Consider the following 21,055-nt stretch of genomic DNA (forward strand, 5'->3'; position numbering starts at 1 on the left):
ATGCCTCGCGACAGCGACAAAGACAACGATTCCCGCGGCCGGCGTGATCGAGGCCCGTCCAAGGGCCGCACCGGCAAGCCGCGCGGCCCCGAGAAGAAGTTCGCCAAGCGCGGCTTTGCCGGCAAGGGCGATCGCGACGAGCGCCCCTCCCGCGGCGACCGCGACAGCCGCCCATTCCGCCGCCGCGAGGAGGGCGATGCACCGCGCCGCGACTATGGCGATCGGCCGCGCTTCAAGCGCGATGATCGTGGCCGCGAGGACCGCGGCGAGCGCAGCTTCAAGCCAAAGGGCGACCGCCCGTTCAAGTCAAATGGCGACCGCCCGTTCAAGCCGCGCGGAGACCGTCCGCAGTTCGATCGTGACGAGCGCGCGCCGCGTGGCGAGCGGCGGTTCGACGACCGGAAGTTTTCACGCGGCGGCTCCGATCGGCCGCGCAAGGACTTTGGTCGCGACCGCGACTTCGAGGGCAAGGAGCGCAAGCGTGACTTCGGCGATCGCAAGCGCAGCTTCGGCGACCGCCCGCGCGATCGTGACGACCGCGGCGATTCGAAGCCGTGGCAGAAGCGCGACGGCGGCCCGCGCGGCGATCGTCCACGCAAGTCATTCGGCAAGGATTTTGGTGGTCGTGATCGCGGCGACGAAAAGCCGTGGCGTCAGCGCGACGACCGGCGCGAGGGCGGCCGCGGTGAGGATCGCCCGCGCTTCTCGCGCTCGCGCGATGATCGCTTCGGCGAGGACCGTCCCAAGTTCGGCCGGCCGCGCGACAAGCGGCCGGAGGGCCGCATGGACTGGCAGGAGCATCCGCGCAGCGAAGGCCGCTTCCGCGACCGTCCGCGCCGCGACAATGAGGACGACAGCCAGATCTTCACCAGGCGTCCGGCCTTCGGCGGCCGCGGCGCCTATCGCGAGCGCGATCGTGATTTCGACCGGCGGCCGCGTCGCGAGGAAGAGCCGAAGCAGAAGAAGGCCGGCGAGCGCATCGCCAAGGTGCTGGCGCGCGCTGGCCTGGCTTCGCGGCGCGACGCCGAGGAGATGGTCACGCAGGGCCGCGTGACCGTCAACGGCCGCGTCATCAATTCACCGGCGCTTGACGTGACGCAGAACGACGTCGTTGCCGTCGACGGCAAGCCGTTGCCGCCGCGCGAGCGCACGCGGCTGTTCCTCTATCACAAGCCGCGCGGGCTGATGACCACGCATGACGACCCCGAGGGTCGTCCGACCGTGTTCGACAATTTGCCGGAAGGCCTGCCGCGGCTGATCAGCGTCGGACGGCTAGACTTCAACACCGAAGGCCTCCTGCTACTCACCAACGATGGCGGCCTCGCGCGCACGCTCGAATTGCCCGACACTGGCTGGCTGCGTCGCTACCGCGTCCGCGCCCATGGCGAGATCACGCAGGCGCAGCTTGACCAGTTGAAGGACGGCATCGAGGTCGAGGGCGTCAAATACGGCCCGATCGATGCGACGCTCGAGCGCGACCAGGGCGCCAATGTCTGGCTGGTGTTCGCGATCCGCGAAGGCAAGAACCGCGAGGTGCGCAACGTCTGCGCCCATCTCGGGCTCGAGGTGAACCGGCTGATCCGCGTCTCCTACGGCCCGTTCCAGCTCGGCGAGGTCCCCGAAGGCCAGGTCGACGAGATCAAGTCACGCGTGCTGCGCGAGCAGCTCGGCGACAAGGTGATCGAGAAGTCGGGCGCACAGTTCGACGTGCCCTCGAAATCCGCCTCCCGCGAGGACGATGCGCCGCACGAGAAGAAGCCGATGAAGCGTGCCGTGATCAACGACCGCAAGGGCCGCCGCGTGCTGGTGCAGCGCACCGGCAGCGAGGAGGCGCGCGAGCGCAACGAGATGGAAGCTGCCGGCTACGGGCCGCCGCGCCGTCCCAAGCGCGGCTATCACGGCAAGCGCGATCTCAGGCCGAAAGACGAGTAAATGCGCGTCGTCGGCGGACGATTGAAGGGGCGCAATCTCGCCTCACCGTCCTCGCGCGACATCCGTCCCACGGCGGATCGCCTGCGCGAGTCAGTATTTAACATCCTCGTGCACGCCTATGACGATCCGATTCAAGACGCGCGCGTGCTCGATCTCTTCGCCGGTACCGGCGCGCTCGGCATCGAGGCGTCCTCGCGCGGCGCCAAGTTCACGCTGTTCGTGGACAATGGCGCCGAGGCGCGGGCGCTGCTGCGCAACAATGTCGAGGCGCTGGGCCTCGGCGGCGTGACCAAGGTCTATCGTCGCGATGCGACGGACCTTGGCCCTGCGCATCCGGTCGAACCTTTCTCGCTGGTGTTCCTCGATCCACCCTATGGCAAGGGGTTTGCGGACAAGGCGTTGGCCTCATTGCGCGATGGCGAGTGGCTAACGCCAGGTGCGCTGATCGTTGTTGAAGAAGCAAAGGCCGCGCAATTCGCCGCGCCCGAAGGCTTCGAGGAGCTTGAGCGGCGCGCTTACGATGATACGGAGTTCGTGTTTCTTCGTAGGGTGGGTTACGCCTTCGGCTGACCCACCCTACGACAGCGTCGGCTCACCTCCGTCCGAACAGCTTCTCGACATCCGCGAGCTTCAGCTCCACATAGGTCGGCCGGCCGTGATTGCACTGGCCGGAATTCGGCGTCTCCTCCATCTCGCGGAGCAGCGCGTTCATCTCCTCAGGTCTGAGCCTGCGGCCCGCGCGCACCGAGCCGTGGCAGGCCATGGTGGCGGCGACGTGCATCAGGCGGCGCTCCAGCGGCAGCGCCTCGTCCCACTCGGCCATGTGCTCGGCGAGATCGCGCAGGAGGCCGCCGGCGTCGGTCTTGCCGAGCAGCGACGGCGTCTCGCGCACTGCGACTGCGCCGGGGCCGAAGGATTCGATGACAAGCCCGAACGACGACAGCTCGTCGCCGCGTGCCAGGAGCCGCTCCACCGTGGCCTCGTCCATCTCGACGATCTCGGGGATCAGCAGGATCTGCCGCTGCACGCCGTTCTTCGCCAGCGAAGCCTTCAGCCGCTCATAGACGATGCGTTCATGCGCGGCATGCTGGTCGACGATGATGAGGCCGTCCCGAGTCTGCGACACGATGTAGGTCTCATGGATCTGCGTGCGCGCAGCGCCGAGCGGACGATCGACGAGATCGCCGACGGGCTGGCTTTCGATCCGCACATCGGCCGTTGGCGCGCCGACATCGAATGCAGCCTGCGCACGCTCCGCGAAAGCGGGCGCCGCCGCGCCCTCGAAAGACGGCAGCGCTGCCGTCGGAGCGGATGGCGACTGTCGCCAGTCCCAGTTGCCGGGGCGCGGCATGAAAGCGGGGCGGAACGACGACAGTGCGCTGCCGCCGCTATTGGCGGCGGTGCGTCGTCCCTCGCGCGCAAGCGCTTCTTTCAGTCCGTGCACGATCAGCGCGCGCACGAGCCCGGCATTGCGGAAACGCACCTCGGTCTTGGCGGGGTGCACGTTGGCGTCGACCTCGCGCGGGTCGAGCGTGACGAACAGCGCCAGCACCGGATGGCGGTCGCGCGGCAGATAGTCGGAATAGGCCGCGCGCACCGCCCCCAGGATCAGCTTGTCGCGCACAGGCCGCCCGTTGACGAAGAGATATTGCCCGAGCGCATTCGCCTTTGTCAGCGCGGGAGCAGCCGCGTAACCGGCAACGACGACGCCGTCGCGCTCGGCATGAACCTCGATCGCGTGGCTGCGAAATTCCGCGCCCAGGATGTCACCGAGCCGCGTCAGCCGGCCCGCGGCGCCGGGGAGGGCGGCGGCCCAGGTCACCGGCGCGCGCTCCTCGCCGGCGAGCGTGAAGGCGACGTCGGGCCGCGCCATTGCCAGCCGCCTGACAACCTCGCGGATCGCTTCGGCCTCGGTGCGGTCCGTCTTCAGAAATTTCAGCCGCGCAGGCGTCGCATAGAAGAGATCGTTGACCTCGACGCGCGTGCCATGCGCAAGCGCGGCCGGCATGATCTCGGACTTCTCGCCGCCTTCGACCGACAGCGCCCAGGCGTGCGGTTCGCTGGCGTGGCGCGTGGTGATGGAAAGCCGCGCAACCGAGCCGATCGAGGGCAGCGCCTCGCCGCGGAACCCGAGCGTGCGGATTTGCAGCAGATCCTCGTCGTCGAGCTTGGAGGTGGCATGGCGTTCGACCGCAAGCGACAGGTCCTTCGCTGTGATGCCGCTGCCGTCATCGGTGATGCCGATCCGCCGCCGCCCACCGCCGTCGGTAAACACGTCGATGCGGCTCGCGCCGGCATCGATCGCGTTCTCGACGAGTTCCTTGACCACGCTCGCCGGCCGCTCGACCACCTCGCCGGCGGCGATGCGGTTGACGACTTGCTCTGGAAGCTGGCGGACAGGCATGGGCTCGAAACTTGGATTCGCTGGGACCGTTATCTTATGCCGTGTTGCGTCAAAAGCATGTGTTGAGCAACAGCATCGTGGCGGGTTGGGGAAGAAGGGGGCCTATCACATTGAAGACATTGAGCGTTCGAAGAATCTCGCGTCGGCGATAGGGCCCGTCTCCTCCATCCGCCCCGATTGTGGGGCGTGGGGCAGGGGTGTAGCATCGTGAAAAAACGGCAGCAGGACGGGAGGACGCCATGTGTCATTTGTTCGCGCATCAGCCCCAACGCGACTACGAGTCCCAGACCCGCTCGTTGCGGATCGATGGTCACTGCACCTCGATCCGGCTGGAATTGGCCTTCTGGGATACGCTCGAGGAGATCGCGGCCAAGGAGAACATGAGCCTCGGCAAGTTCCTCACGACGCTCTACAACGAAGTTCTCGACCATCATGGCGAGGTCAACAATTTTGCGTCGCTGCTGCGCTGCTCCTGCCTGATCTACCGCGCCAGAAACATTGCTCCGGTGCAGGAGTTCAAGGCAACGGTGGCGCCCATTCTCGACGCAGCCGAATAGCTGCCCTGCGCGAGCCTGTCACCGCATTCTCGACGTCGTCATGGCGAGTGCCAGGACCCATACCAGGACGACGACCGAGAGTTTGACGCGAGCTGCTGCCTATCGGCCCTCAGATTTCCTTCTTCTGCATTGCGCCCGCGATGTAATCCGCCTGACGAATGGCGAGAGCGACGATGGTCAGCGTCGGGTTGCAGGCCGCGCCGCTGGTGAACTGGCTGCCGTCCGAAACGAACAGATTCTTGACGTCGTGGGTCTGGCCGAACTTGTTGACCACGCCATCCCTGGGCTTCTCGCTCATCCGGTTGGTACCGAGATTGTGGGTGCTCGGATAAGGTGGCGTCGGATAGGTCACGGTAGCGCCGACCGCTTCATAGACTGCCGAGCCTTGCTTGTAGGCGTGCGCGCGCATCGCGAGGTCATTGGGATGGTCGTCGAAATGCACGCTTGCGACCGGCATTCCGAACTTGTCCTTCACGGCCGGATCGAGCGTGATGCGGTTGGTCTCCTGCGGCATGTCCTCGCCGACCAGCCACATGCCGGCCATCCGCGGATAGCCGTCGAGCGCGGCGGTGAACGGGCGGCCCCAGGCGCCCGGATTGAGGAACGCCGCCATGAAGGGCAGGCCGATCGACAGCGTCTCCATCTCGTAGCCGCCGACGAAACCGCGCTTCGGGTTGTTGGCGGCTTCGTCGCGAATGATGCCGGCCATGGTCGTGCCGCGATACATGTGCACGGACCTCTCGAATACCGCGTAGACGCTGCCCGTCATGTGCCGCATGTAGTTGCGGCCGACCTGACCGCTCGAGTTGGCAAGGCCGTCGGGGAACATCGTCGAGGCGCTGTTCAATAACAGCCGCGGGCTCTCGATCGAATTGCCGGCGACCGCGACGATGCGCGCTTTCTGGCGCTGCATCGCGCCGGTCTCGTCGGCGTAGACGACGCCGGTCGCCCTGCCGCTCGCATCGTGCTCGATCTTGATCACCATGCTGTTGGGGCGGACCTCAAGGTTGCCGGTCGCCTCGCCCTTCGGGATCTCGGTGTAGAGCGTCGACCATTTCGCGCCGGATTTGCAGCCCTGGAAGCAGAAGCCGATCTGCTGACAGGAGCCGCGTCCGTCGCGGGGCTGGCTGTTGATCGCCATGTTGCCGGTATGCACGGTCTGATAGCCGAGCTTCTTCGCGCCGGCCTCGAGCACCTTGAAATTGTTGTTGCCGGGCAGTCCGGGAATGCCGTTGGTCCGGGTCACGCCCATCTTGTTCTCGGCCTGGGCGTACCACGGCCCCATCTCGGTGAGCGTGACCGGCCAGTCCAGCAGGTTGGCGCCCGGAATGTTGCCGTAGGTGCTCTTCACCCTGAACTCGTGCTGGTCGAAGCGCAGCGAGGCGCCGGCCCAGTGCACCGTGGAGCCGCCGACGGCCTTGACGATCCAGGCGGGAAGGTTCGGAAAGTCCTTGGCGACGCGCCAGGTTCCCGACGTGGTGCGCGCATCCGACCAGGCGAGCTGGGAAAAGCTGTCCCACTCGTCGTTGATGAAGTCCTGGTTCTCGATGCGCGGACCGGCTTCGAGAATCACGACCTTGACTCCCTTTTGCGCGAGCTCGTTGCCCAGCGTGCCGCCACCGGCGCCGGAGCCGACGATCACCACAACGCCACTGTCGTTCAGATCGAATTTTGCCATATGCGTTCTCCTGAACCGTTGGGGTGCGACTTAGGCTTTGGGAAGCCAGTCGATGTCGGCAAAGCCGCGATTGATGTAACCGCCGTGCTCGGCGGAGGAGCCCTCGTAGCCGAACCGCGGCCAGACCTCTTTCTGGTTGTAGAGGGACACGATCAGGTCGCCGCGCACCTTCTGGAAGAAGTCGCTCTGCTCGATCTCCTTCAGCAGCACCACGCGATCGGACTCCCAGGGCACCTCGGCGTACGGTACCTTGTGGCGATCCCGCGCGTTCTGATCGAGTCGCGTGATGCCGTCGCCGATCAACGACTTGACGGCGGGGTCCTTGGCAGCCTTGTCGTCCCACGGTTTGATCGCGGTGATGTAGTAGCTGTCGCCGAGAACGTCGTGCGGATAGATGTCGCGCGCGACCTTCAGCAGCGTCTTCATCGTCGCGGGCGTCAGCGCGCTCGCATCATCCGCCCAGGCGCTCTCGACGCTGACGCCGACGCTGGTCGCTGCTGCCACGACCGGAACGGCCGTCGCCGCGCCCTGCAGAAAGACGCGGCGGCTGTGTTTGCTTCGACGATCGACTTCTCTCATGGATTCCTCCGTGAATTTTATGATTTTGATCAGTTGAAACGCCCGCCCCGCTGGATCACTTCGATCCTGTAGCCATCGGGATCGCTGACGAAGAAGAAGCGCGCCAGCGTTTTGCCCTCGTGCTTGAAGTCGCGCAGCGGTCCCGGTGCCAGCTTCTCGCGCTCGAAGCGCGCATGCTCGCCGTCGAGATCGTCGACCACGACGGCGAGATGCCCGTAACCGTCGCCGAGCGCGTATGGATCCCTGCGATCGAAATTGACCGTCAATTCCACCTCGAACGGTGACGACGGGTGACGCAGGTAGATCAGGGCAAAGTCCGCAAATCTCAGATGGTCGGCGACTTCGAGGCCGAAGGCGCGTCTGTAGAAATCGAGCGATCGCGCCTCGTCGAGCACACGGATCATGGAATGAACCGGTTTCGCCATCAGTTCAGCTCCTTGAGGTAGGCAATGATGGCCGCGCGCGTCTCGGGCTTGCCCTGCCGATAGGCCATGACAACGCCGGGAATCACGGCTTGCGGATTGGTCAGCCAGGCATCGAGCCTCGCCTCATCCCAGACGAAATCCGCGTTCGCGAGGCCCTGCGAATAGCGGAAGCCTTCGACCTTGCCGGCGGGCCGGCCCACGATCTTGACCAGCGGCGGGCCCTGCCGCACTGGTTCGGACAGGTTCGTCGTGTGGCATACCGCGCATTGCTGCTTGAACAGCGTCGCGCCATCCGGCGGCTTTGCCGCCGGCAAGGGCATTTGCGCGTCGGCGATCCGCACGACCAGCACCACTGCGCTACACAAACCCAGAACGACTGCCCGCATCGCCAAGAGCCCGCTCATCCACGTCAATGTCGGCGTGCACAAACTCTAGGCGGCGCCGAACCCGCGGTGGTAGTAGCGGGCTGTTTCGCTGCAGACGATGATGCTCGCGGTCTGCGTGTGTTCCGCGCCGCCGCATATGCGGTGATCAATTCCGCGAAATGGCCCCGAAATCCCTAAACGATGACCACACGAGGCGGATTGCATGACGATCGCGCCGTTCGCGCTCTTTCCGCGATGATATGGCTCGGTGCTGGCGAACGGCGAAGAGAAGCGCCGGGCCGTTCATCGCGAAGCAAAATCCAGGAGAAATGGATGAAGTTGGTGAAGACCTCCGTGATCGCATGCGCCCTCTCTGCCCTGATTGCGACGCCCGTTCTTGCACAAGGCGTGTCGACTGACGCCAAGACGCGCGGCACCGTGCAAAGCAAGCCCATGCAGGGCGGCCTGTCCGGCAGCGAAGATGAGGACCTTGGTGCGCAGCAGGGCGCTGCGGGCGAGAAGGTGGGCATGAAGTCGACCAAGGGGACCAAGGGCACGGTCGGTACCACCGGAAGCGCGACACATAAAGGGACGGTCGACGATTCCACGTCGGGCGGTGCGGCCACGGGCAAGCGCTACTAGAGCCGTTTCCGTTCCGATTGAATCGGAACGGGGCTCTAGATTCTTGTTCTGACGCGTTTCACGCGAACCGGTGTCCACTTCGCTGGAAAACGCTCTAACGCCGAACGCGAAACAGCAAGCCTCCGGTCGCCCTGCGGCCGGAGGTTTTTTCATTGGTCAATCGTCGAAGCCGCCGCCGCGCCTGGCCTTGATGTCGCCGCGGCGCTTCTTGCTGTCGAGCCGGCGCTGCTTGGAGGCGAAGGTCGGCCGCGTCGCGCGGCGCGGCGTCGGTCGCACCATGGCCTCGCGCAGCATCTCAAGCAGGCGGTCGATTGCGTCCTGGCGGTTGCGCTCCTGGGTGCGAAAACGCTGCGCCTGGATCACGATGATGCCGTCCTTGGTCATGCGCTGGCCGGCGAGGCGCGCAAGGCGCAGGGCAGCGTCCTCCGGCAGGGTCAGCTTGCGCGTGTCGAAGCGCAGTTGCGCCGAGGTCGCGACCTTGTTGACGTTCTGTCCGCCCGGGCCGGAAGCGCGGACGAAGCCGATCTCGATGTCGTCTTCGTCGATGACGAGATCGCGGGAAATCCGCAGCATGATGGCACCATTCGTGATGCCTCGACCTATCGCGGGCACCTGCATTTGGCAATGCTGCATCATGGAAAATGCGAATGGCCGGGGCAAGCCCGGCCATTCAACGCGAGGATCGCGAAGTTCAGTTCGACTTCGGCGCGGTCGCCGCGGCGGGCTGCGCGGCTGCCTGGGGCGCGCGGCCGACGATGACGGTCAGGAGGCCCTGGCCCCAGAGGCGCTTGGCAGCCTGCTTGGCGTCATCCAGCGTCACGGCATCGACGATGGCGTTGCGCTTCTCGATGTAGTCGATCGGCAGCTTGTCCTGCTGATATTGCAGCAGCGCCTGCGCAAGCTTGGATGAGGTGTCCAGCGCCAGCATCTGCGAACCCTTGAGGTAGGACTTCGCTTCATCGAGTTCCTTCTGCGTCGGTCCCTCCTCGGCGATGCGGGCCACTTCCTTCTCGATCGCGTCGATGGTGTCGCCGGCGCGGTCCGCGCGCGTGCCGGTGTTGCCGATAAACACGGCCGAGTGCTCCATCCACAGCAGCGATTCAAACACCGAATAGGCGAGCCCGCGCTTCTCGCGCACCTCGCGATAGAGCCGGGAGGACAAGCCGCCGCCGCCCAGGATGTGGTTGACGACGTAGGCGGCCATGAAGTTCGGATCGCTGCGCTTCACGCCTGGACCGCCGAAGGTGATCACGGTCTGCGGCACGTCGAGCGGCACGAAGGCGCGCTGCGGCGGCGCGGCTGCCTCGACGTCGGCGACCGGGGCGAGGTTCGCCTTGGCCGGCAGGCTGCCAAACGTCTTGTCGAGGAGCTTGCCGAGCGTTGCCGGGTCGACGTCGCCGACGACTGCGACCTTCAGCGTGTCCCTTGCGAGGATGCGGCCGACGTAATCCTTCATGTCGGCGATCGTGATGGTCGGCACGCTTTCCAGCGTTCCGCTGGTCTGCCGGCCGTAGGGATGATCGCCGAAGGCGATCTCCAGGAACTTGCGGCTGGCGAGCGCTGTCGGATTGGTGGTGTCGCGGCGCAGGCCCGAGATGACCTGCGAACGGATACGCTCGACATCGGCGGTGTCGAAATGCGGCGAGGTCAGCGCCATCCGCAACAGGTCGAAAGCCTCGTCCTTATTGTCGCGGAGCATGCGCAGGCTGCCGCGGAACGTATCGCGACTGGCGTTGAAGGAGAGCTCGATGGCGCGGCGGTCGAGCCGTTCGTGAAAGGTCTTGGAATCGAGATCGCCGGAGCCTTCGTCGAGAAGGTCGCCGACGAGGTTGGCGACGCCCGGCTTGTCCTTGGGATCCTGCGATGCTCCGCCGGCAAAGGAATACTCCATCGCGATCAGCGGCACGGTCGCATCCTGCACGAACCAGGCTTCGATGCCGCCGGGCGAGGTCAGATGCTGGATCTTGGCCGCAGCCTGCGACGGCGAGATCGACGCCAGGGAGAGCGTCACCGAGGTGACGACGGAAAGCGCGATACCGCGGAGGAAAGGGTAGGTCACGAACGCTTCTCCTCGCGCTTGGCGGTGGTGGTGTCCTTGATGAGATAGCCGGTGACCGAGCGCTTCTTCTCGAGCCACTTTTGTGCGGCGGCGCGCACCTGTTCGGCGGTGACAGCGCGGATGCGATCGGGCCAGCTGCGGATGTCCTCAATGGACAGACCCGTCGCCAGCGCGCCGCCATACCAGCGTGCCAGCACCGCCTGATTGTCCTGGGCGTAGATCGCCTCTGCGATGAGCTGGGTCTTGACCCGCTCGAGATCCTCGGCCCGGACCGGGTTCTGCATGATGTCGGCGATCACGTCGTCGATGACCTGCTCGACCTCCGCGAAACCGACGCCCTGCCTGGGCGAGGCTGCGATCGAGAACTGGCTCGGGTCGAGCGAGATGCTCGAATAGCTGGCGCTGGCCGAGACCGCGAGCGGCTTGTCGACGACAAGCGCGCGGTAGAGATAGGAGTTGCTGCCGCTGCCCATCAGTTGCGCAAGCACGTCGAGCGCGGCGCTCTCGCCGGCCGCCGCCGTGGTTGCCGAGGGCACGAGGTAAAAGCGGCGCAGGCCCGGCTGCTCGACGCGCGGGTCGGACAGCGTGACGGTGCGCGGGGCGGCCGGCTCCGGCTCCTGCGGACGGATGCGTTGCGCGGGGATCGCCGGCTGTGCGGGGATCGGGCCGAAATTGCGCTCGACCAGTGGGCGCACGTCGGCGACCTCGACGTCGCCGGCAATCACCAGGATCGCGTTGTTGGGCGCATAGAAGCGGCGATAAAACGCCAGCGCATCCTCGCGGTTGAGCTTCTCGATCTCCTGGTGCCAGCCGATCACCGGGCGGCCGTATGCATGGTTGAGATAGAGCGCGGCCATGACCTGCTCGTTCAGCCGCGCCTCGGGGCTGTTGGCAACGCGCATGTTGTATTCTTCGAGCACGACGTCGCGCTCGGGCAGCACGTTCTCGTCCTTGAGCACGAGCCCGGTCATGCGATCGGCTTCGAACTCCATCATGGTCGGCAACTGCTCGCGCGGCACGCGCTGATAGTAGTTGGTGTAGTCGACCGAGGTGGAGGCGTTCTCGTTGCCGCCGACGCGCAGCACGGTCTGGGAGAATTCGCCGACCGGATGTTTCTCCGTGCCCTTGAACATCAGGTGCTCGAGGAAATGGGCGAGCCCCGATTTGCCGGGCGTCTCGTCGGCCGAGCCGACCTTGTACCAGATCATCTCCGTGACCACGGGCGTGCGGTGATCGGGAATCACCACGACCTGGAGGCCATTAGCGAGCGTGAAGCTGCTGGGTGGTGCGGATGTTACCGTTGTCTGGGCAGATGCGCCGCCGGTCGAAAGAGCACAAGTCGAGAGCAACGCGGCGAGGAGGCAGACAGCCGATCGGTTTGAGGACATCACAATCCTTGTGAAAGCCAGGGCCCAAATGCCCGGGTGCAAAAGCACGGCATGCTACACCGTGCGACCTAGCGCTTTGCGTCACGAAGCAGAGAACGCCGTCATCGTGAAGTTAAAGATAGGTCATGTGCCGCATCCGGCCTACACCGGATGATTGCGGCGGTTCCGCATAAGCACGCGGGGCGGGCAAGAGCGCTATTGCTCTTTCTCCTTGCCGCTCAACACGTCGAAATACGTCTTGCGGGTCTGGTCCGGCCCCGTGCCATAGGAATAATTCGGCGAGGGCGTCTGGTAACCGGCGGGCGGCTCGGTGAGCGACTCCCGTGGCGGCTCAGACTTGAATTGCGCGGCTTCGCTGCTGTTGCCCTTGAAGAGTTTGAACAGGCCGCCGGTATAGCCGAGCTGGGCCGGACTCAGGGTCGGATTGTTCTGGCTGGGCTGGCCCGGCTCGTTGCTCGTGGTGCGGGTAGGGCCGTTCGTCTTGCCCGCGTTCATCTCGGCCGGTGTCAGCGGCCGGGCGGCTTCCCATGGCTGCTGGAACTTGGTGCCGGATTTCTTTCTTGCGGCAGCAAGCTCCTTGCGGCGTTTTTCGTCGGGATCCTTCGGCCAGTTCGGTGCGGCCGCCTCGGCAGACGAGGCAGGCGGAGGCAGGTCGAGCTTGGGCGGCACCACCAGCGGCGAACGCTCGCGGTATTCGATGCCGGGCTTCTCCAGACTCCTGCCGCCTTGGGCGCCGAGACCAGTCATCAGATTGTCGATGAGCTTTTCCTCGAACGTCCGATCGTCCTCGTCGTCGTCATCGCCGGCGCGGGCGCTGCCTGCGACCATCACCAGGCCGATGCCGAGTGCGACGGAAGTGAGCTTCAGCGAGCGCAATAGCCCGTGCATCGGGCTTCGCATCATCCAACCTTTCGGCTCGCTTTCGCGCATCGCTGTACCTGTTCTGTTTCGTAATCGATCGCCGCGCCCTGCGCGGGCCTGCCCTCGCAAGCAAGGTTCCACCGTCCGGGCCCGTATCGGCCGGGATCAGGGCGCTTTTGCGGCGGGTACCCCCAGGAAGGAATCATACAATAGGGCCGCTACCCCAGCAACGATCGCCACATCAGCTAGGTTAAACACGTACCAATTGTAGGCTTTTCCGGCGATTTCGACGTGAAACAGCGCGAAATCGAACACCGCGCCATAGGCCAGACGATCAATGGCATTGCCGATGGCGCCACCGATGATCAACCCCAGCCCCACCGTTGCCAGCCGGGTCTGCGCGCGTGTCATCCAGACGGCCAGCAGAACCACCGCAATGGCCTTGACCGCCATCAGCGCGATCTGCCCGGCCGCGCCTTCGGTCTGCAGCCAACCGTAGCTGATGCCCTTGTTCCAGGCCGGCATGAGGTCGAAGAACGGCGTCAACCTCAGCCCGCCGCGACGGTCGAGGTCGAACACGTTGAGCAGCCAGAGCTTCGAGGCCTGGTCCAGCACGAGTGAAATCACGGCGGACAGAATGCCGGCGCGGAGAGGGGTCATGCGGAGGGGCTCGCTGAGGCTGCCACGCTCTCGGCCGTCGTCCCGGCCTTGTGCGCATTGCGCACTGGGACCGGGACCCCCGAGCGAGCGCTTTGCGCTCGTCGCGATAACCCCAGGCGGTCATTGTTTGAACGACTCGTGGTCATCTGCCTTCGCTACAATTGGCGGCGGTGATTATGGGTCCCGGCTTTCGCCGGGACGACGGAGTCAAATGCTAACCCCCAGCGCCTTCCATTCGCGCAGCGCCTTGGCATCGCGCGGGGTGACATCGGGATAGTCCGCGTCCTCGCCGACCGTCGGCAGGATCTTCCAGGAGCGGGCGCATTTGGTGCCTACCGCCTTCTCGACCACGACGGCGACGCCGGGAACGGCATCGAGACGGAACGCGGCCGCCGGCGCCTCACCCTCGCGCACCTCGTAATTCGAGGTGATGCAGACTTCGGCGAGATCGACATCGAACAGCGTCATCTGTGTGTTCCGGTCAGCGATATAGATCACCGGTGATGCCTCGAGCGACGAGCCGATGTTCTTGGCCGCACGCTCGAGCTCCAGCGCACCGGTGACGACGCGGCGCACGTTGCGGATGATCTCCCATTTCGCGGCGAGCTTGTCGTCACGGAATTTTTCGAGACCTTCGGGGAACAGCGCCAGATGCACCGAGGGCTCGGCGTCCGGCCGGTACATCCGCCACGCCTCCTCGGCGGTGAAGCTCAGGACCGGCGCCAGCCACTTCAGGATCGCGTTGCAGAGCGTATCGATCGTGGTCAGCGCGGCCTTGCGTGTCAGCGAGGAGGGCGGATCGCAATAGAGCGTGTCCTTGCGGATGTCGAAATAGAATGCCGACAGCTCGCTGTTGAGGAACGCCGACAGCGTCGCGACCACGCTCTTGAAGTCGAAGGTTTCATAGGCCTTGCGGATCACCTCGGCGCGCAGCGCAAGCTCGTGCAGCATCAGCCGCTCGAGCTCCGGCATTTCGGCGGGCGCGACCGCGTCGGCCGGCTTGTAGTGATGCAGCGTGCCGAGCATCCAGCGCACGGTGTTGCGCAGCTTGCGGTAGGTCTCGACCGTGTTCTTCAGGATCTCGGGGCCGATGCGCTGGTCGTCGGTGTAGTCGCAGGAAGCGACCCAGAGCCGGAGAATGTCGGCGCCGGACTCCTTGATGACGGCCTGCGGCTCGATGGTGTTGCCGAGCGACTTCGACATCTTGCGGCCGTCCTCGGCCTGGGTGAAGCCGTGGGTCAGCACGATGTCGTAGGGCGCACGGCCCCGCGTGCCGCAGCTTTCCAGCAGCGAGGAATGGAACCAGCCGCGATGCTGGTCCGAGCCCTCCAGATACATCACCGTGTCCGTGCCGCCGTCGACCTTGCGCTTGATGCCGGCAAGGCCGGGGAAATGCACGGGGTCTTCCAGCACGAAGGCGTGCGTGGAGCCGGAATCGAACCAGACGTCGAGGATGTCGTCGACCTTCTTCCAGTCTTCATTGGCGCGGCTGCCGAGGAAGCGCTCGCGGGCGCCGTCCATGTACCAGGCATCGGCACCTTCCTTCTCGAAGGCCTCGCCGATGCGCGTGTTGACGGCCTCGTCCTGAAGGATCTCGGCCGAGCCGTCACCCTTCTCGCGCACGAACACGGCGATCGGCACGCCCCAGGCGCGCTGACGGGAGATCACCCAATCAGGGCGCGCCTCGATCATGCCGTTGATGCGGTTCTCGCCCGACGGCGGCACCCATTGCGTCACCGAGATTGCTTGCAGCGCGCGGGCGCGCAGCGTGTCGCCCGTCTTCGCGTTGCCGCCGGTCGCGATGTCCTTGTCCATCGCGATGAACCATTGCGGCGTGTTGCGGAAGATCACCGGCTTCTTCGAGCGCCAGGAATGCGGATACTGGTGTTTCAGCCGGCCGCGCGCGAGCAGCATGCCCTTCTCGACCAATGCCTTGATCACGACCTCGTTGGCGTCGCCCTTCTCGCCCTTGTCGTTGATGACGCGCCTGCCCGCAAATCCGGGAGCGTGGTCCGTGAAAGCGCCGTTTTCGTCGACGGTATAGGGGATTGTAGTGATGATGCCGCGCGCATCGAGGTCGCGCACATTCGCCGTCCACACGTCGAAGTCCTCGCGGCCGTGGCCGGGCGCGGTGTGCACGAAGCCGGTGCCGGTGTCGTCGGTAACATGGTCGCCGGGTAGCAGCGGCACGGTGAACTCGTAGCCACCGGCGAGCCCCTTCAGCGGGTGGGCGCATTCGATCGCGTCCATGGTGTCGCCGGGGATATCACGCACCTTCTTGTAGGCGGCCACGCGCGCCTGCTTGAACACCTCTTCGGCGAGCGCGTCGGCAAGGATCAGCAGATCGCCGGTCTTTGCCCAATTGTCGGCGGGCGCGTCGGTGACCTCATAGAGGCCATAGGCGATCTTCGGCGAGAACGAGATGGCGCGGTTGCCGGGCAGCGTCCACGGCGTGGTGGTCCAGATCACGACGCTCGCGGAGGCGAGCGCGCCATGCGCCGGCGAGGTGACCGGAAACTTCACCCAGACCATGTCCGAAGTGTAGTCCTCATATTCGACCTCGGCTTCGGCCAGCGCGGTCTTCTCGACCACGCTCCACATCACCGGCTTGGAGCCGCGATAGAGCGTGCCGTTGGCGGCGAACTTCATCAATTCGCGCGCGATCTGGGCTTCGGCGGGATAGGTCATGGTGGCGTAGGGATGGGCCCAGTCGCCGATCACGCCGAGACGCTTGAACTCTTCGCGCTGCACGCCCAGCCAATGCGTCGCATAGGCGCGGCATTCCTGTCGGAACGCGACCATGGCGGCGCTATCGCGAAAGTCCGGCTTCGTCTTGCCCTTCTTGCGGTAGTGCTCCTCCTCGACCTTCCATTCGATCGGCAGGCCGTGGCAGTCCCAGCCGGGCACATAATTGGAGTCGAAGCCGAGCATCTGCTGGCTCTTGGTGACGAGATCCTTGAGGATCTTGTTCAGCGCCGTGCCGATGTGGATGTTGCCGTTGGCATAGGGCGGGCCGTCATGCAGCACGAACTTGTCGCGGCCCTTGGCGCTCTCGCGCAGCTTCTCGTAGAGGCCGATGTCGTACCAGCGCTTGAGGATCTCCGGCTCGCGCTGCGGCAGGCCGGCGCGCATCGGGAATTCCGTCTGCGGCAGGAACAGGGTTTTGGAATAGTCTTTGGCTTCGGACTTTTGCGGCTTTTCGGACATGAATGATCTGGCTCGGAAGGGGCGCGGCAGAATGCGATCACGATCGCGGGGTGAAACGACGAAATCCCGGTCTTGCGCCGAGCCAAAGCTCAGACGGAAGCCGGGCCGCTAATCCCTATGATGCGCCGCGCAAACATGGGCTCTCCATAGCAGCCGGGCGGCCGAATCGCAAAGGGCCGGAAGGGGCCGTTTTGGGGCCTCAATCGATGCTTCCAAGCTTCGGGAAGGTGTCGGGGGCAGCCGCCAGCAGGACCCTCGCACGGGCGGAATCCTCGTCCATCTGGCGGATCAGCGGTTCGATGCCCTCGAACTTCAGTTCCTCGCGAATGAAGCCGAGAAACGCGCAATCGAGCGTTTGTCCGTAGAGGTCGCCCTTGAAGTCGAACAGGAAGATTTCCAGCAGCGGCGCGCCATTATCGAATGTCGGACGCCGGCCGAAGCTTGCGACCCCCTCCAGCCGCTCGGTCCCGTGGCCAACCCGGACCGCGTAGATGCCATGCTTGAGGGCGCAATTGGCATCGAGGCGGATATTGGCGGTGGGGTAGCCGAGGTCGCGGCCGCGTTTCTCGCCGTGGATGACTTCCCCGGTCACGAACCAGGGCGCGCCCAGCATGGTCGTGGCCTCATCGAGCTGACCTTCGGCGAGCGCGGTGCGGATGGCGCTGGAGGAGACCGGCCGTTCGTCGATATCGACATGCGGCTGGACGTCGACCTCGATACCGAGCCTGGGCGCCTCATTGACGAGCAGGCTCGGCGAGCCGACCCGGCCTTTGCCGAAATGAAAGTCGTAGCCGACCGCGATCCCGCTGATCCCGAGGCGGCCGATCAGGTCATGGTGAATGAAATCTTGTGCTGATGTGCCGGCGCGGGTCTTGTCGAAGGTCATGACGACGGCTCCGGCAAGCCCGGTGCCGGCCAGTAGCCGCAGCTTGGCCCGCTCATCCGTGAGACGGAATTGCGGGGTGTTGGGGCTGAAAAACCGTCGCGGATGCGGCTCGAAGGTCAGCGCAAACGCCGGCCGATTATGCGTCCGGCCCATCTCCAGCGCAGCCGCAATCACCGCCCGATGGCCGAGATGAACGCCGTCGAAATTGCCCATGGCGACCACGGCACCCCTTGGGATCGCGTGTGCCGGCGTGGAATCGCGGATAACAGTAAAATGCGGAGCCATCAGGGGAATTCTCTGGGGCGGGCGGGTCGGCCCGGGACCGTGACGTGACGCGCCGGGCGAAGTCAAGCGGGGGTTGAACCGCATTGCGGGGCATTTCCGGGCTTTCCGGCGCGACCCGATTAACGGGCTGTTTAACGCCTTGATGCTAGTCCTTTGAGACATGGAACTTGCAGGGCATCGAGTCCGGCAGTTCGATCGTTAATATTTCCTGGTTGCGTTTTGGGGGAGTCGAGATGGCGGTTGATTTGTCGATGCCGGTTCTGGTGGTGGATGACTACAGCACCATGATCCGTATCATCCGGAATCTGCTGAAGCAGCTTGGCTTCGATAATATCGATGACGCCAGCGACGGCTCGGCAGCGCTGAACAAGATGCGCGGCAAGAAGTACGGGCTCGTGATTTCCGACTGGAACATGGAGCCGATGACGGGCTACGACCTGCTGCGCGAAGTGCGGGCCGATCCCAACCTCGCCACCACGCCCTTCATCATGATCACGGCGGAATCCAAGACCGAGAACGTGATCGCGGCCAAGAAGGCCGGCGTGAACAACTACATCGTCAAGCCGTTCAACGCGGCGACGCTGAAGACCAAGATCGAAGCGGTCTTCCCGGACATGGCGAGCGCGTAGGCGCTCCATCTGCATCACAGAGAGAATTGGATGCCCGGGTTCGTCCCGGGCATTATTTTTTGTCGTCATTCCGGGTTCGATGCTGCGCGCATCGCCCCGGAATGACGAAACTGGGAATTACCACTTCAATTCGCGCATCAGCGCCTTCGGCGGATGGCCGAACAGCTCCAGCACCGAGGCCGGATCGAGCTGGTCGAGGCCCTCGAACTCCTCGGAATGAATGCCGCGGGTGACGAACAGGCAGTCGATGCCGAACTCGCGCGCGCCGGTCAGGTCGGTGCGCACGGAATCGCCGATTGCGAGAACCTTCCTGCGATCGATCGGATGGCCCTGGCGCTCACCGGCGAGCGCCATCGCGCGCTCGTAGATCGGCCGGTGTGGCTTGCCGTAGAAGATGACCTCGCCGCCGAGCTCGCGATAGAGCTCGGCGATGGCGCCCGCGCAATAGATCAGCCGGTCGCCGCGCTCGACCACGATGTCGGGATTGGCGCAGACCAGCGTCAGCTTGCGCTCGCGCGCCTTCAGCATCATGCCGCGATAATCTTCCGCCGACTCGGTCTCGTCGTCATAGAGGCCGGTGCAGACGATGTAGTCGGCCTCCTCCAGCGGCGCGAGCACCGCGTCGAGCCCGCGATGGATCGAGCCGTCGCGCTCGGGGCCAAGCCAGAACAATTTTCGGCCGGGATGATCGGCGACATAGAGCCGCGTCAGATCGCCTGAGGAGACGATGGCGTCGTAGGTCTCGTCGGCAACACCGAGCTTGCGTAACTGTCGCTGAACCGAATCCGCCGGTCGCGGCGCGTTGGTGATCAGGACGACCGTGCCGCCCTGTTGCCGGAAATTGTGCAGCGCCTCACAGGCTTCGGGAAAGGACTCGAGCCCGTTATGGACCACGCCCCAGATGTCGCTGAGCACGACATCCACACCCGCGACGAGCTCGCGCAGGCTCTCGACGAAATGCAGTGTGGTCATGACACGGACAGCCGGTCAGATGCGGCGCGCGAGCGCGGCATTGCCGGTGATGCGCTGTGACGGCGGCAGGGGAGCGGTTTCGCCTGAGCTGGACGGGGCGGAGCCATTAGATACCTGTTGCTGCGCCTGATCCGGCGCGGCCCCGGCGGTAGCAGATGCACCTTCCGGCCGCAATGGCCGGGGCGGGGCGAACAGGAAACCCTGGCCGAACCGCACGTCATAGTCGAGCAGGTCAACCACCGCGCGCTCGCCCTCGATCCGCTCGGCGATGAGATCGATGCCGAAGCGGCCGAGCAGGTCGGACAGGTCGGATGGATGGATGTCCGAGGTCGAGGCCTGTTTGGGATCGAGCAGCAGCCCGGCCGGCACCTTGATGAAGCGCACGCCGCGATCGGCGAGCTCGCGCGGCTCGATGCGCAGGTCAGTGACGTGGTCGATCGAGAAGCGGAAGCCGCGCTGGGCGAGCGCCGCGAGGTTCTCGGTCTCGGCCGGGCCGAGGTTGCGGAACGTCGACTGCTTGAATTCGAGCACCAGCGAGGGCGCGAGCGCCCGGTTGGCCTCGAGGAAGTCGAGGCATTGGGCAAACGTCGTCGAATTGCCGAGCGTGGAGGCGGCGACGTTGCAGAACACGCCGACGTCCTTGTTGCGCACCATCAGCCGGCGCAGCACCTGCACACAGCGCAGCATCACCATGTTGTCGATGCGCCCGATGAGCCCGGAGGCTTCCGCGATGCTGATGATCTCCTCAGCCGCGATGAGCTGGTCGCGCTCGTCGCGCACCCGCGTCACCGCCTCGTAGAAGCGGACCTTGCGCTGCGGCAGCGTCACCATTGGCTGGAGGAAGATGTCGATGCGGTTCTCGTCGATCGCGTTGCGCAGCGTCGCGAGCAGCTGCGTCTGGTTGCGGGCGCCGGCCGTCGCCATGGGAGCGCTCGGGGGAGGAGGCGGAACCGGCGATGGGGCGGCGGCCGGCCGCGGCGCCGGCGCTGCCAACGGCTCATGCGCCATCCCGGCTTCGGTCTGCTCAGCGGAAGCGGGCGCGCCCGACGCCAGCAGGTCCTCATGCGTCGCCACGGTGGCGGCGAGCTGCTTGACGAGGCCACCGAGCTCGTTGATTTCGCCGACCACCGACTGGACGCGGTCCGCATTGGTGGAATTGGCGGAGGCGACGCGTCCCTCGACCGCTGCCAGCCTGCGGCCGAATTCGGCGACCTGGCGGGCGAGATCGGCTGTGCCGCGCGACAGATCGGCGATCTGGTTGCCGACGTCACTGCGGTCGCGCAGACGCATCGAGACCGCGTTGTACAGGATCAGGAAGGTCAGCGCGGTCAGTGCCACGATCGCGGATTCGGTTCCGTTGATGCCGGCCACCGAATGCAGGACGAGGCCGAGCGAGGCTGCAACCAGCACCATGCAGATGGCGATGAAGATCGTCGAAATGCGAATCATGCCGCGCGCTACGCCCTCTAGTGCTGACTGCCCCACCCGGGAAAACACGGGCACGTCTCTGCCACGCTCTTGTTAAA

At 65.2% G+C, this 21,055-nt stretch carries 19 protein-coding genes; 5 read left to right on the forward strand and 14 right to left on the reverse strand.

The genetic code is table 11. The features are described 5' to 3' along the window. Together ACV1FX_RS11675 and rsmD are read left to right on the forward strand one after the other, a co-directional pair. Window positions 1-1,932 (forward strand): pseudouridine synthase, encoded by a 1,932-nt coding sequence (locus tag ACV1FX_RS11675; RefSeq protein WP_473117706.1) that lies wholly within the window; start codon window positions 1-3, stop codon window positions 1,930-1,932. Continuing rightward, on the forward strand, window positions 1,933-2,502 hold the full coding sequence (gene rsmD / locus ACV1FX_RS11680; RefSeq protein ID WP_473117707.1) for a 16S rRNA (guanine(966)-N(2))-methyltransferase RsmD: 570 nt from the start codon (window positions 1,933-1,935) through the stop codon (window positions 2,500-2,502). It begins immediately after the preceding gene. 22 nt (window positions 2,503-2,524) lie between these two features. On the opposite strand, the gene mutL is transcribed toward rsmD, so the two are convergent. Beyond that, window positions 2,525-4,336, reverse strand: coding sequence for a DNA mismatch repair endonuclease MutL (gene mutL, locus ACV1FX_RS11685; RefSeq protein ID WP_473117708.1), 1,812 nt, complete (start codon window positions 4,334-4,336; stop codon window positions 2,525-2,527). A gap of 239 nt (window positions 4,337-4,575) precedes the next feature. On the opposite strand from mutL, the gene ACV1FX_RS11690 reads away from it, so the two are divergent. Further along, window positions 4,576-4,893: a ribbon-helix-helix domain-containing protein gene (locus tag ACV1FX_RS11690; protein WP_473117709.1), complete on the forward strand. Its 318-nt coding sequence runs from the start codon at window positions 4,576-4,578 to the stop codon at window positions 4,891-4,893. Between the two features lie 109 nt (window positions 4,894-5,002). On the opposite strand, the gene ACV1FX_RS11695 is transcribed toward ACV1FX_RS11690, so the two are convergent. The 4 genes from ACV1FX_RS11695 to ACV1FX_RS11710 are packed head-to-tail and all read right to left on the reverse strand — an operon-like array spanning window position 5,003 to window position 7,961. Beyond that, on the reverse strand, window positions 5,003-6,571 hold the full coding sequence (locus tag ACV1FX_RS11695) for a GMC family oxidoreductase (RefSeq protein WP_473117710.1): 1,569 nt from the start codon (window positions 6,569-6,571) through the stop codon (window positions 5,003-5,005). Between the two features lie 30 nt (window positions 6,572-6,601). Then, the gene (locus tag ACV1FX_RS11700; protein ID WP_473117711.1) at window positions 6,602-7,150 is read right to left on the reverse strand and encodes a gluconate 2-dehydrogenase subunit 3 family protein; all 549 of its coding nucleotides are present in this window, start codon (window positions 7,148-7,150) and stop codon (window positions 6,602-6,604) included. A gap of 29 nt (window positions 7,151-7,179) precedes the next feature. Continuing rightward, complete coding sequence (locus ACV1FX_RS11705) at window positions 7,180-7,575, reverse strand: VOC family protein (RefSeq protein ID WP_473117712.1); 396 nt, start codon at window positions 7,573-7,575, stop codon at window positions 7,180-7,182. Further along, window positions 7,575-7,961, reverse strand: coding sequence for a c-type cytochrome (locus tag ACV1FX_RS11710; RefSeq protein ID WP_473117900.1), 387 nt, complete (start codon window positions 7,959-7,961; stop codon window positions 7,575-7,577). The genes ACV1FX_RS11705 and ACV1FX_RS11710 overlap by 1 nt, the downstream gene beginning before the upstream one ends. Window positions 7,962-8,273: 312 nt before the next feature. Between ACV1FX_RS11710 and ACV1FX_RS11715 the strand changes: the two genes are divergently transcribed. After that, window positions 8,274-8,582, forward strand: a complete 309-nt coding sequence (locus ACV1FX_RS11715; protein WP_473117713.1) for a hypothetical protein — start codon at window positions 8,274-8,276, stop codon at window positions 8,580-8,582. 156 nt (window positions 8,583-8,738) lie between these two features. Here the strand turns inward: ACV1FX_RS11715 and arfB are convergent, their stop codons facing one another. The 7 genes from arfB to ACV1FX_RS11750 form a co-directional block, all read right to left on the reverse strand. After that, a complete protein-coding gene (gene arfB / locus ACV1FX_RS11720; RefSeq protein ID WP_473117714.1) occupies window positions 8,739-9,155 on the reverse strand; it encodes an alternative ribosome rescue aminoacyl-tRNA hydrolase ArfB in 417 nt (138 codons plus the stop codon). A gap of 118 nt (window positions 9,156-9,273) precedes the next feature. Further along, complete coding sequence (locus ACV1FX_RS11725) at window positions 9,274-10,641, reverse strand: M16 family metallopeptidase (RefSeq protein ID WP_473117715.1); 1,368 nt, start codon at window positions 10,639-10,641, stop codon at window positions 9,274-9,276. Further along, window positions 10,638-12,029: a M16 family metallopeptidase gene (locus ACV1FX_RS11730; RefSeq protein WP_473117716.1), complete on the reverse strand. Its 1,392-nt coding sequence runs from the start codon at window positions 12,027-12,029 to the stop codon at window positions 10,638-10,640. The genes ACV1FX_RS11725 and ACV1FX_RS11730 overlap by 4 nt, the downstream gene beginning before the upstream one ends. 195 nt (window positions 12,030-12,224) lie before the next feature. Next, on the reverse strand, window positions 12,225-12,959 hold the full coding sequence (locus tag ACV1FX_RS11735; protein WP_473117717.1) for a hypothetical protein: 735 nt from the start codon (window positions 12,957-12,959) through the stop codon (window positions 12,225-12,227). Window positions 12,960-13,055: 96 nt separating this feature from the next. Beyond that, entirely contained in the window at window positions 13,056-13,550 is a 495-nt protein-coding gene (lspA, locus tag ACV1FX_RS11740) for a signal peptidase II (RefSeq protein WP_473117718.1), read from the reverse strand. Between the two features lie 207 nt (window positions 13,551-13,757). Continuing rightward, complete coding sequence (gene ileS, locus ACV1FX_RS11745; RefSeq protein WP_473117719.1) at window positions 13,758-16,757, reverse strand: isoleucine--tRNA ligase; 3,000 nt, start codon at window positions 16,755-16,757, stop codon at window positions 13,758-13,760. A 199-nt stretch (window positions 16,758-16,956) separates the two neighbouring features. Continuing rightward, window positions 16,957-17,928, reverse strand: coding sequence for a bifunctional riboflavin kinase/FAD synthetase (locus ACV1FX_RS11750; protein ID WP_473117720.1), 972 nt, complete (start codon window positions 17,926-17,928; stop codon window positions 16,957-16,959). Window positions 17,929-18,161: 233 nt separating this feature from the next. Between ACV1FX_RS11750 and ACV1FX_RS11755 the strand changes: the two genes are divergently transcribed. Next, complete coding sequence (locus tag ACV1FX_RS11755) at window positions 18,162-18,557, forward strand: response regulator (protein WP_027551917.1); 396 nt, start codon at window positions 18,162-18,164, stop codon at window positions 18,555-18,557. Window positions 18,558-18,674: 117 nt separating this feature from the next. On the opposite strand, the gene ACV1FX_RS11760 is transcribed toward ACV1FX_RS11755, so the two are convergent. Beyond that, on the reverse strand, window positions 18,675-19,529 hold the full coding sequence (locus ACV1FX_RS11760) for a TIGR01459 family HAD-type hydrolase (RefSeq protein ID WP_473117721.1): 855 nt from the start codon (window positions 19,527-19,529) through the stop codon (window positions 18,675-18,677). Between the two features lie 15 nt (window positions 19,530-19,544). Beyond that, window positions 19,545-20,978: an EAL domain-containing protein gene (locus ACV1FX_RS11765; protein ID WP_473117722.1), complete on the reverse strand. Its 1,434-nt coding sequence runs from the start codon at window positions 20,976-20,978 to the stop codon at window positions 19,545-19,547. Window positions 20,979-21,055 lie beyond the last annotated feature (77 nt).

The organism is Bradyrhizobium ingae (assembly GCF_055791185.1).

Bases quoted from the DNA above. Each gene is read 5' to 3' on its own strand.
- ACV1FX_RS11755 (WP_027551917.1), top strand. From the start codon at position 18,162: ATGGCGGTTGATTTGTCGATGCCGGTTCTGGTGGTGGATGACTACAGC.
- ileS (WP_473117719.1), bottom strand. From the start codon at position 16,757: ATGTCCGAAAAGCCGCAAAAGTCCGAAGCCAAAGACTATTCCAAAACC.
- rsmD (WP_473117707.1), top strand. From the start codon at position 1,933: ATGCGCGTCGTCGGCGGACGATTGAAGGGGCGCAATCTCGCCTCACCG.
- ACV1FX_RS11750 (WP_473117720.1), bottom strand. From the start codon at position 17,928: ATGGCTCCGCATTTTACTGTTATCCGCGATTCCACGCCGGCACACGCG.
- ACV1FX_RS11710 (WP_473117900.1), bottom strand. From the start codon at position 7,961: ATGCGGGCAGTCGTTCTGGGTTTGTGTAGCGCAGTGGTGCTGGTCGTG.
- ACV1FX_RS11715 (WP_473117713.1), top strand. From the start codon at position 8,274: ATGAAGTTGGTGAAGACCTCCGTGATCGCATGCGCCCTCTCTGCCCTG.
- ACV1FX_RS11690 (WP_473117709.1), top strand. From the start codon at position 4,576: ATGTGTCATTTGTTCGCGCATCAGCCCCAACGCGACTACGAGTCCCAG.
- ACV1FX_RS11735 (WP_473117717.1), bottom strand. From the start codon at position 12,959: ATGCGCGAAAGCGAGCCGAAAGGTTGGATGATGCGAAGCCCGATGCAC.
- ACV1FX_RS11730 (WP_473117716.1), bottom strand. From the start codon at position 12,029: ATGTCCTCAAACCGATCGGCTGTCTGCCTCCTCGCCGCGTTGCTCTCG.
- ACV1FX_RS11700 (WP_473117711.1), bottom strand. From the start codon at position 7,150: ATGAGAGAAGTCGATCGTCGAAGCAAACACAGCCGCCGCGTCTTTCTG.
- ACV1FX_RS11705 (WP_473117712.1), bottom strand. From the start codon at position 7,575: ATGGCGAAACCGGTTCATTCCATGATCCGTGTGCTCGACGAGGCGCGA.
- ACV1FX_RS11675 (WP_473117706.1), top strand. From the start codon at position 1: ATGCCTCGCGACAGCGACAAAGACAACGATTCCCGCGGCCGGCGTGAT.
- ACV1FX_RS11760 (WP_473117721.1), bottom strand. From the start codon at position 19,529: ATGACCACACTGCATTTCGTCGAGAGCCTGCGCGAGCTCGTCGCGGGT.
- ACV1FX_RS11695 (WP_473117710.1), bottom strand. From the start codon at position 6,571: ATGGCAAAATTCGATCTGAACGACAGTGGCGTTGTGGTGATCGTCGGC.
- mutL (WP_473117708.1), bottom strand. From the start codon at position 4,336: ATGCCTGTCCGCCAGCTTCCAGAGCAAGTCGTCAACCGCATCGCCGCC.
- ACV1FX_RS11765 (WP_473117722.1), bottom strand. From the start codon at position 20,978: ATGATTCGCATTTCGACGATCTTCATCGCCATCTGCATGGTGCTGGTT.
- lspA (WP_473117718.1), bottom strand. From the start codon at position 13,550: ATGACCCCTCTCCGCGCCGGCATTCTGTCCGCCGTGATTTCACTCGTG.
- arfB (WP_473117714.1), bottom strand. From the start codon at position 9,155: ATGCTGCGGATTTCCCGCGATCTCGTCATCGACGAAGACGACATCGAG.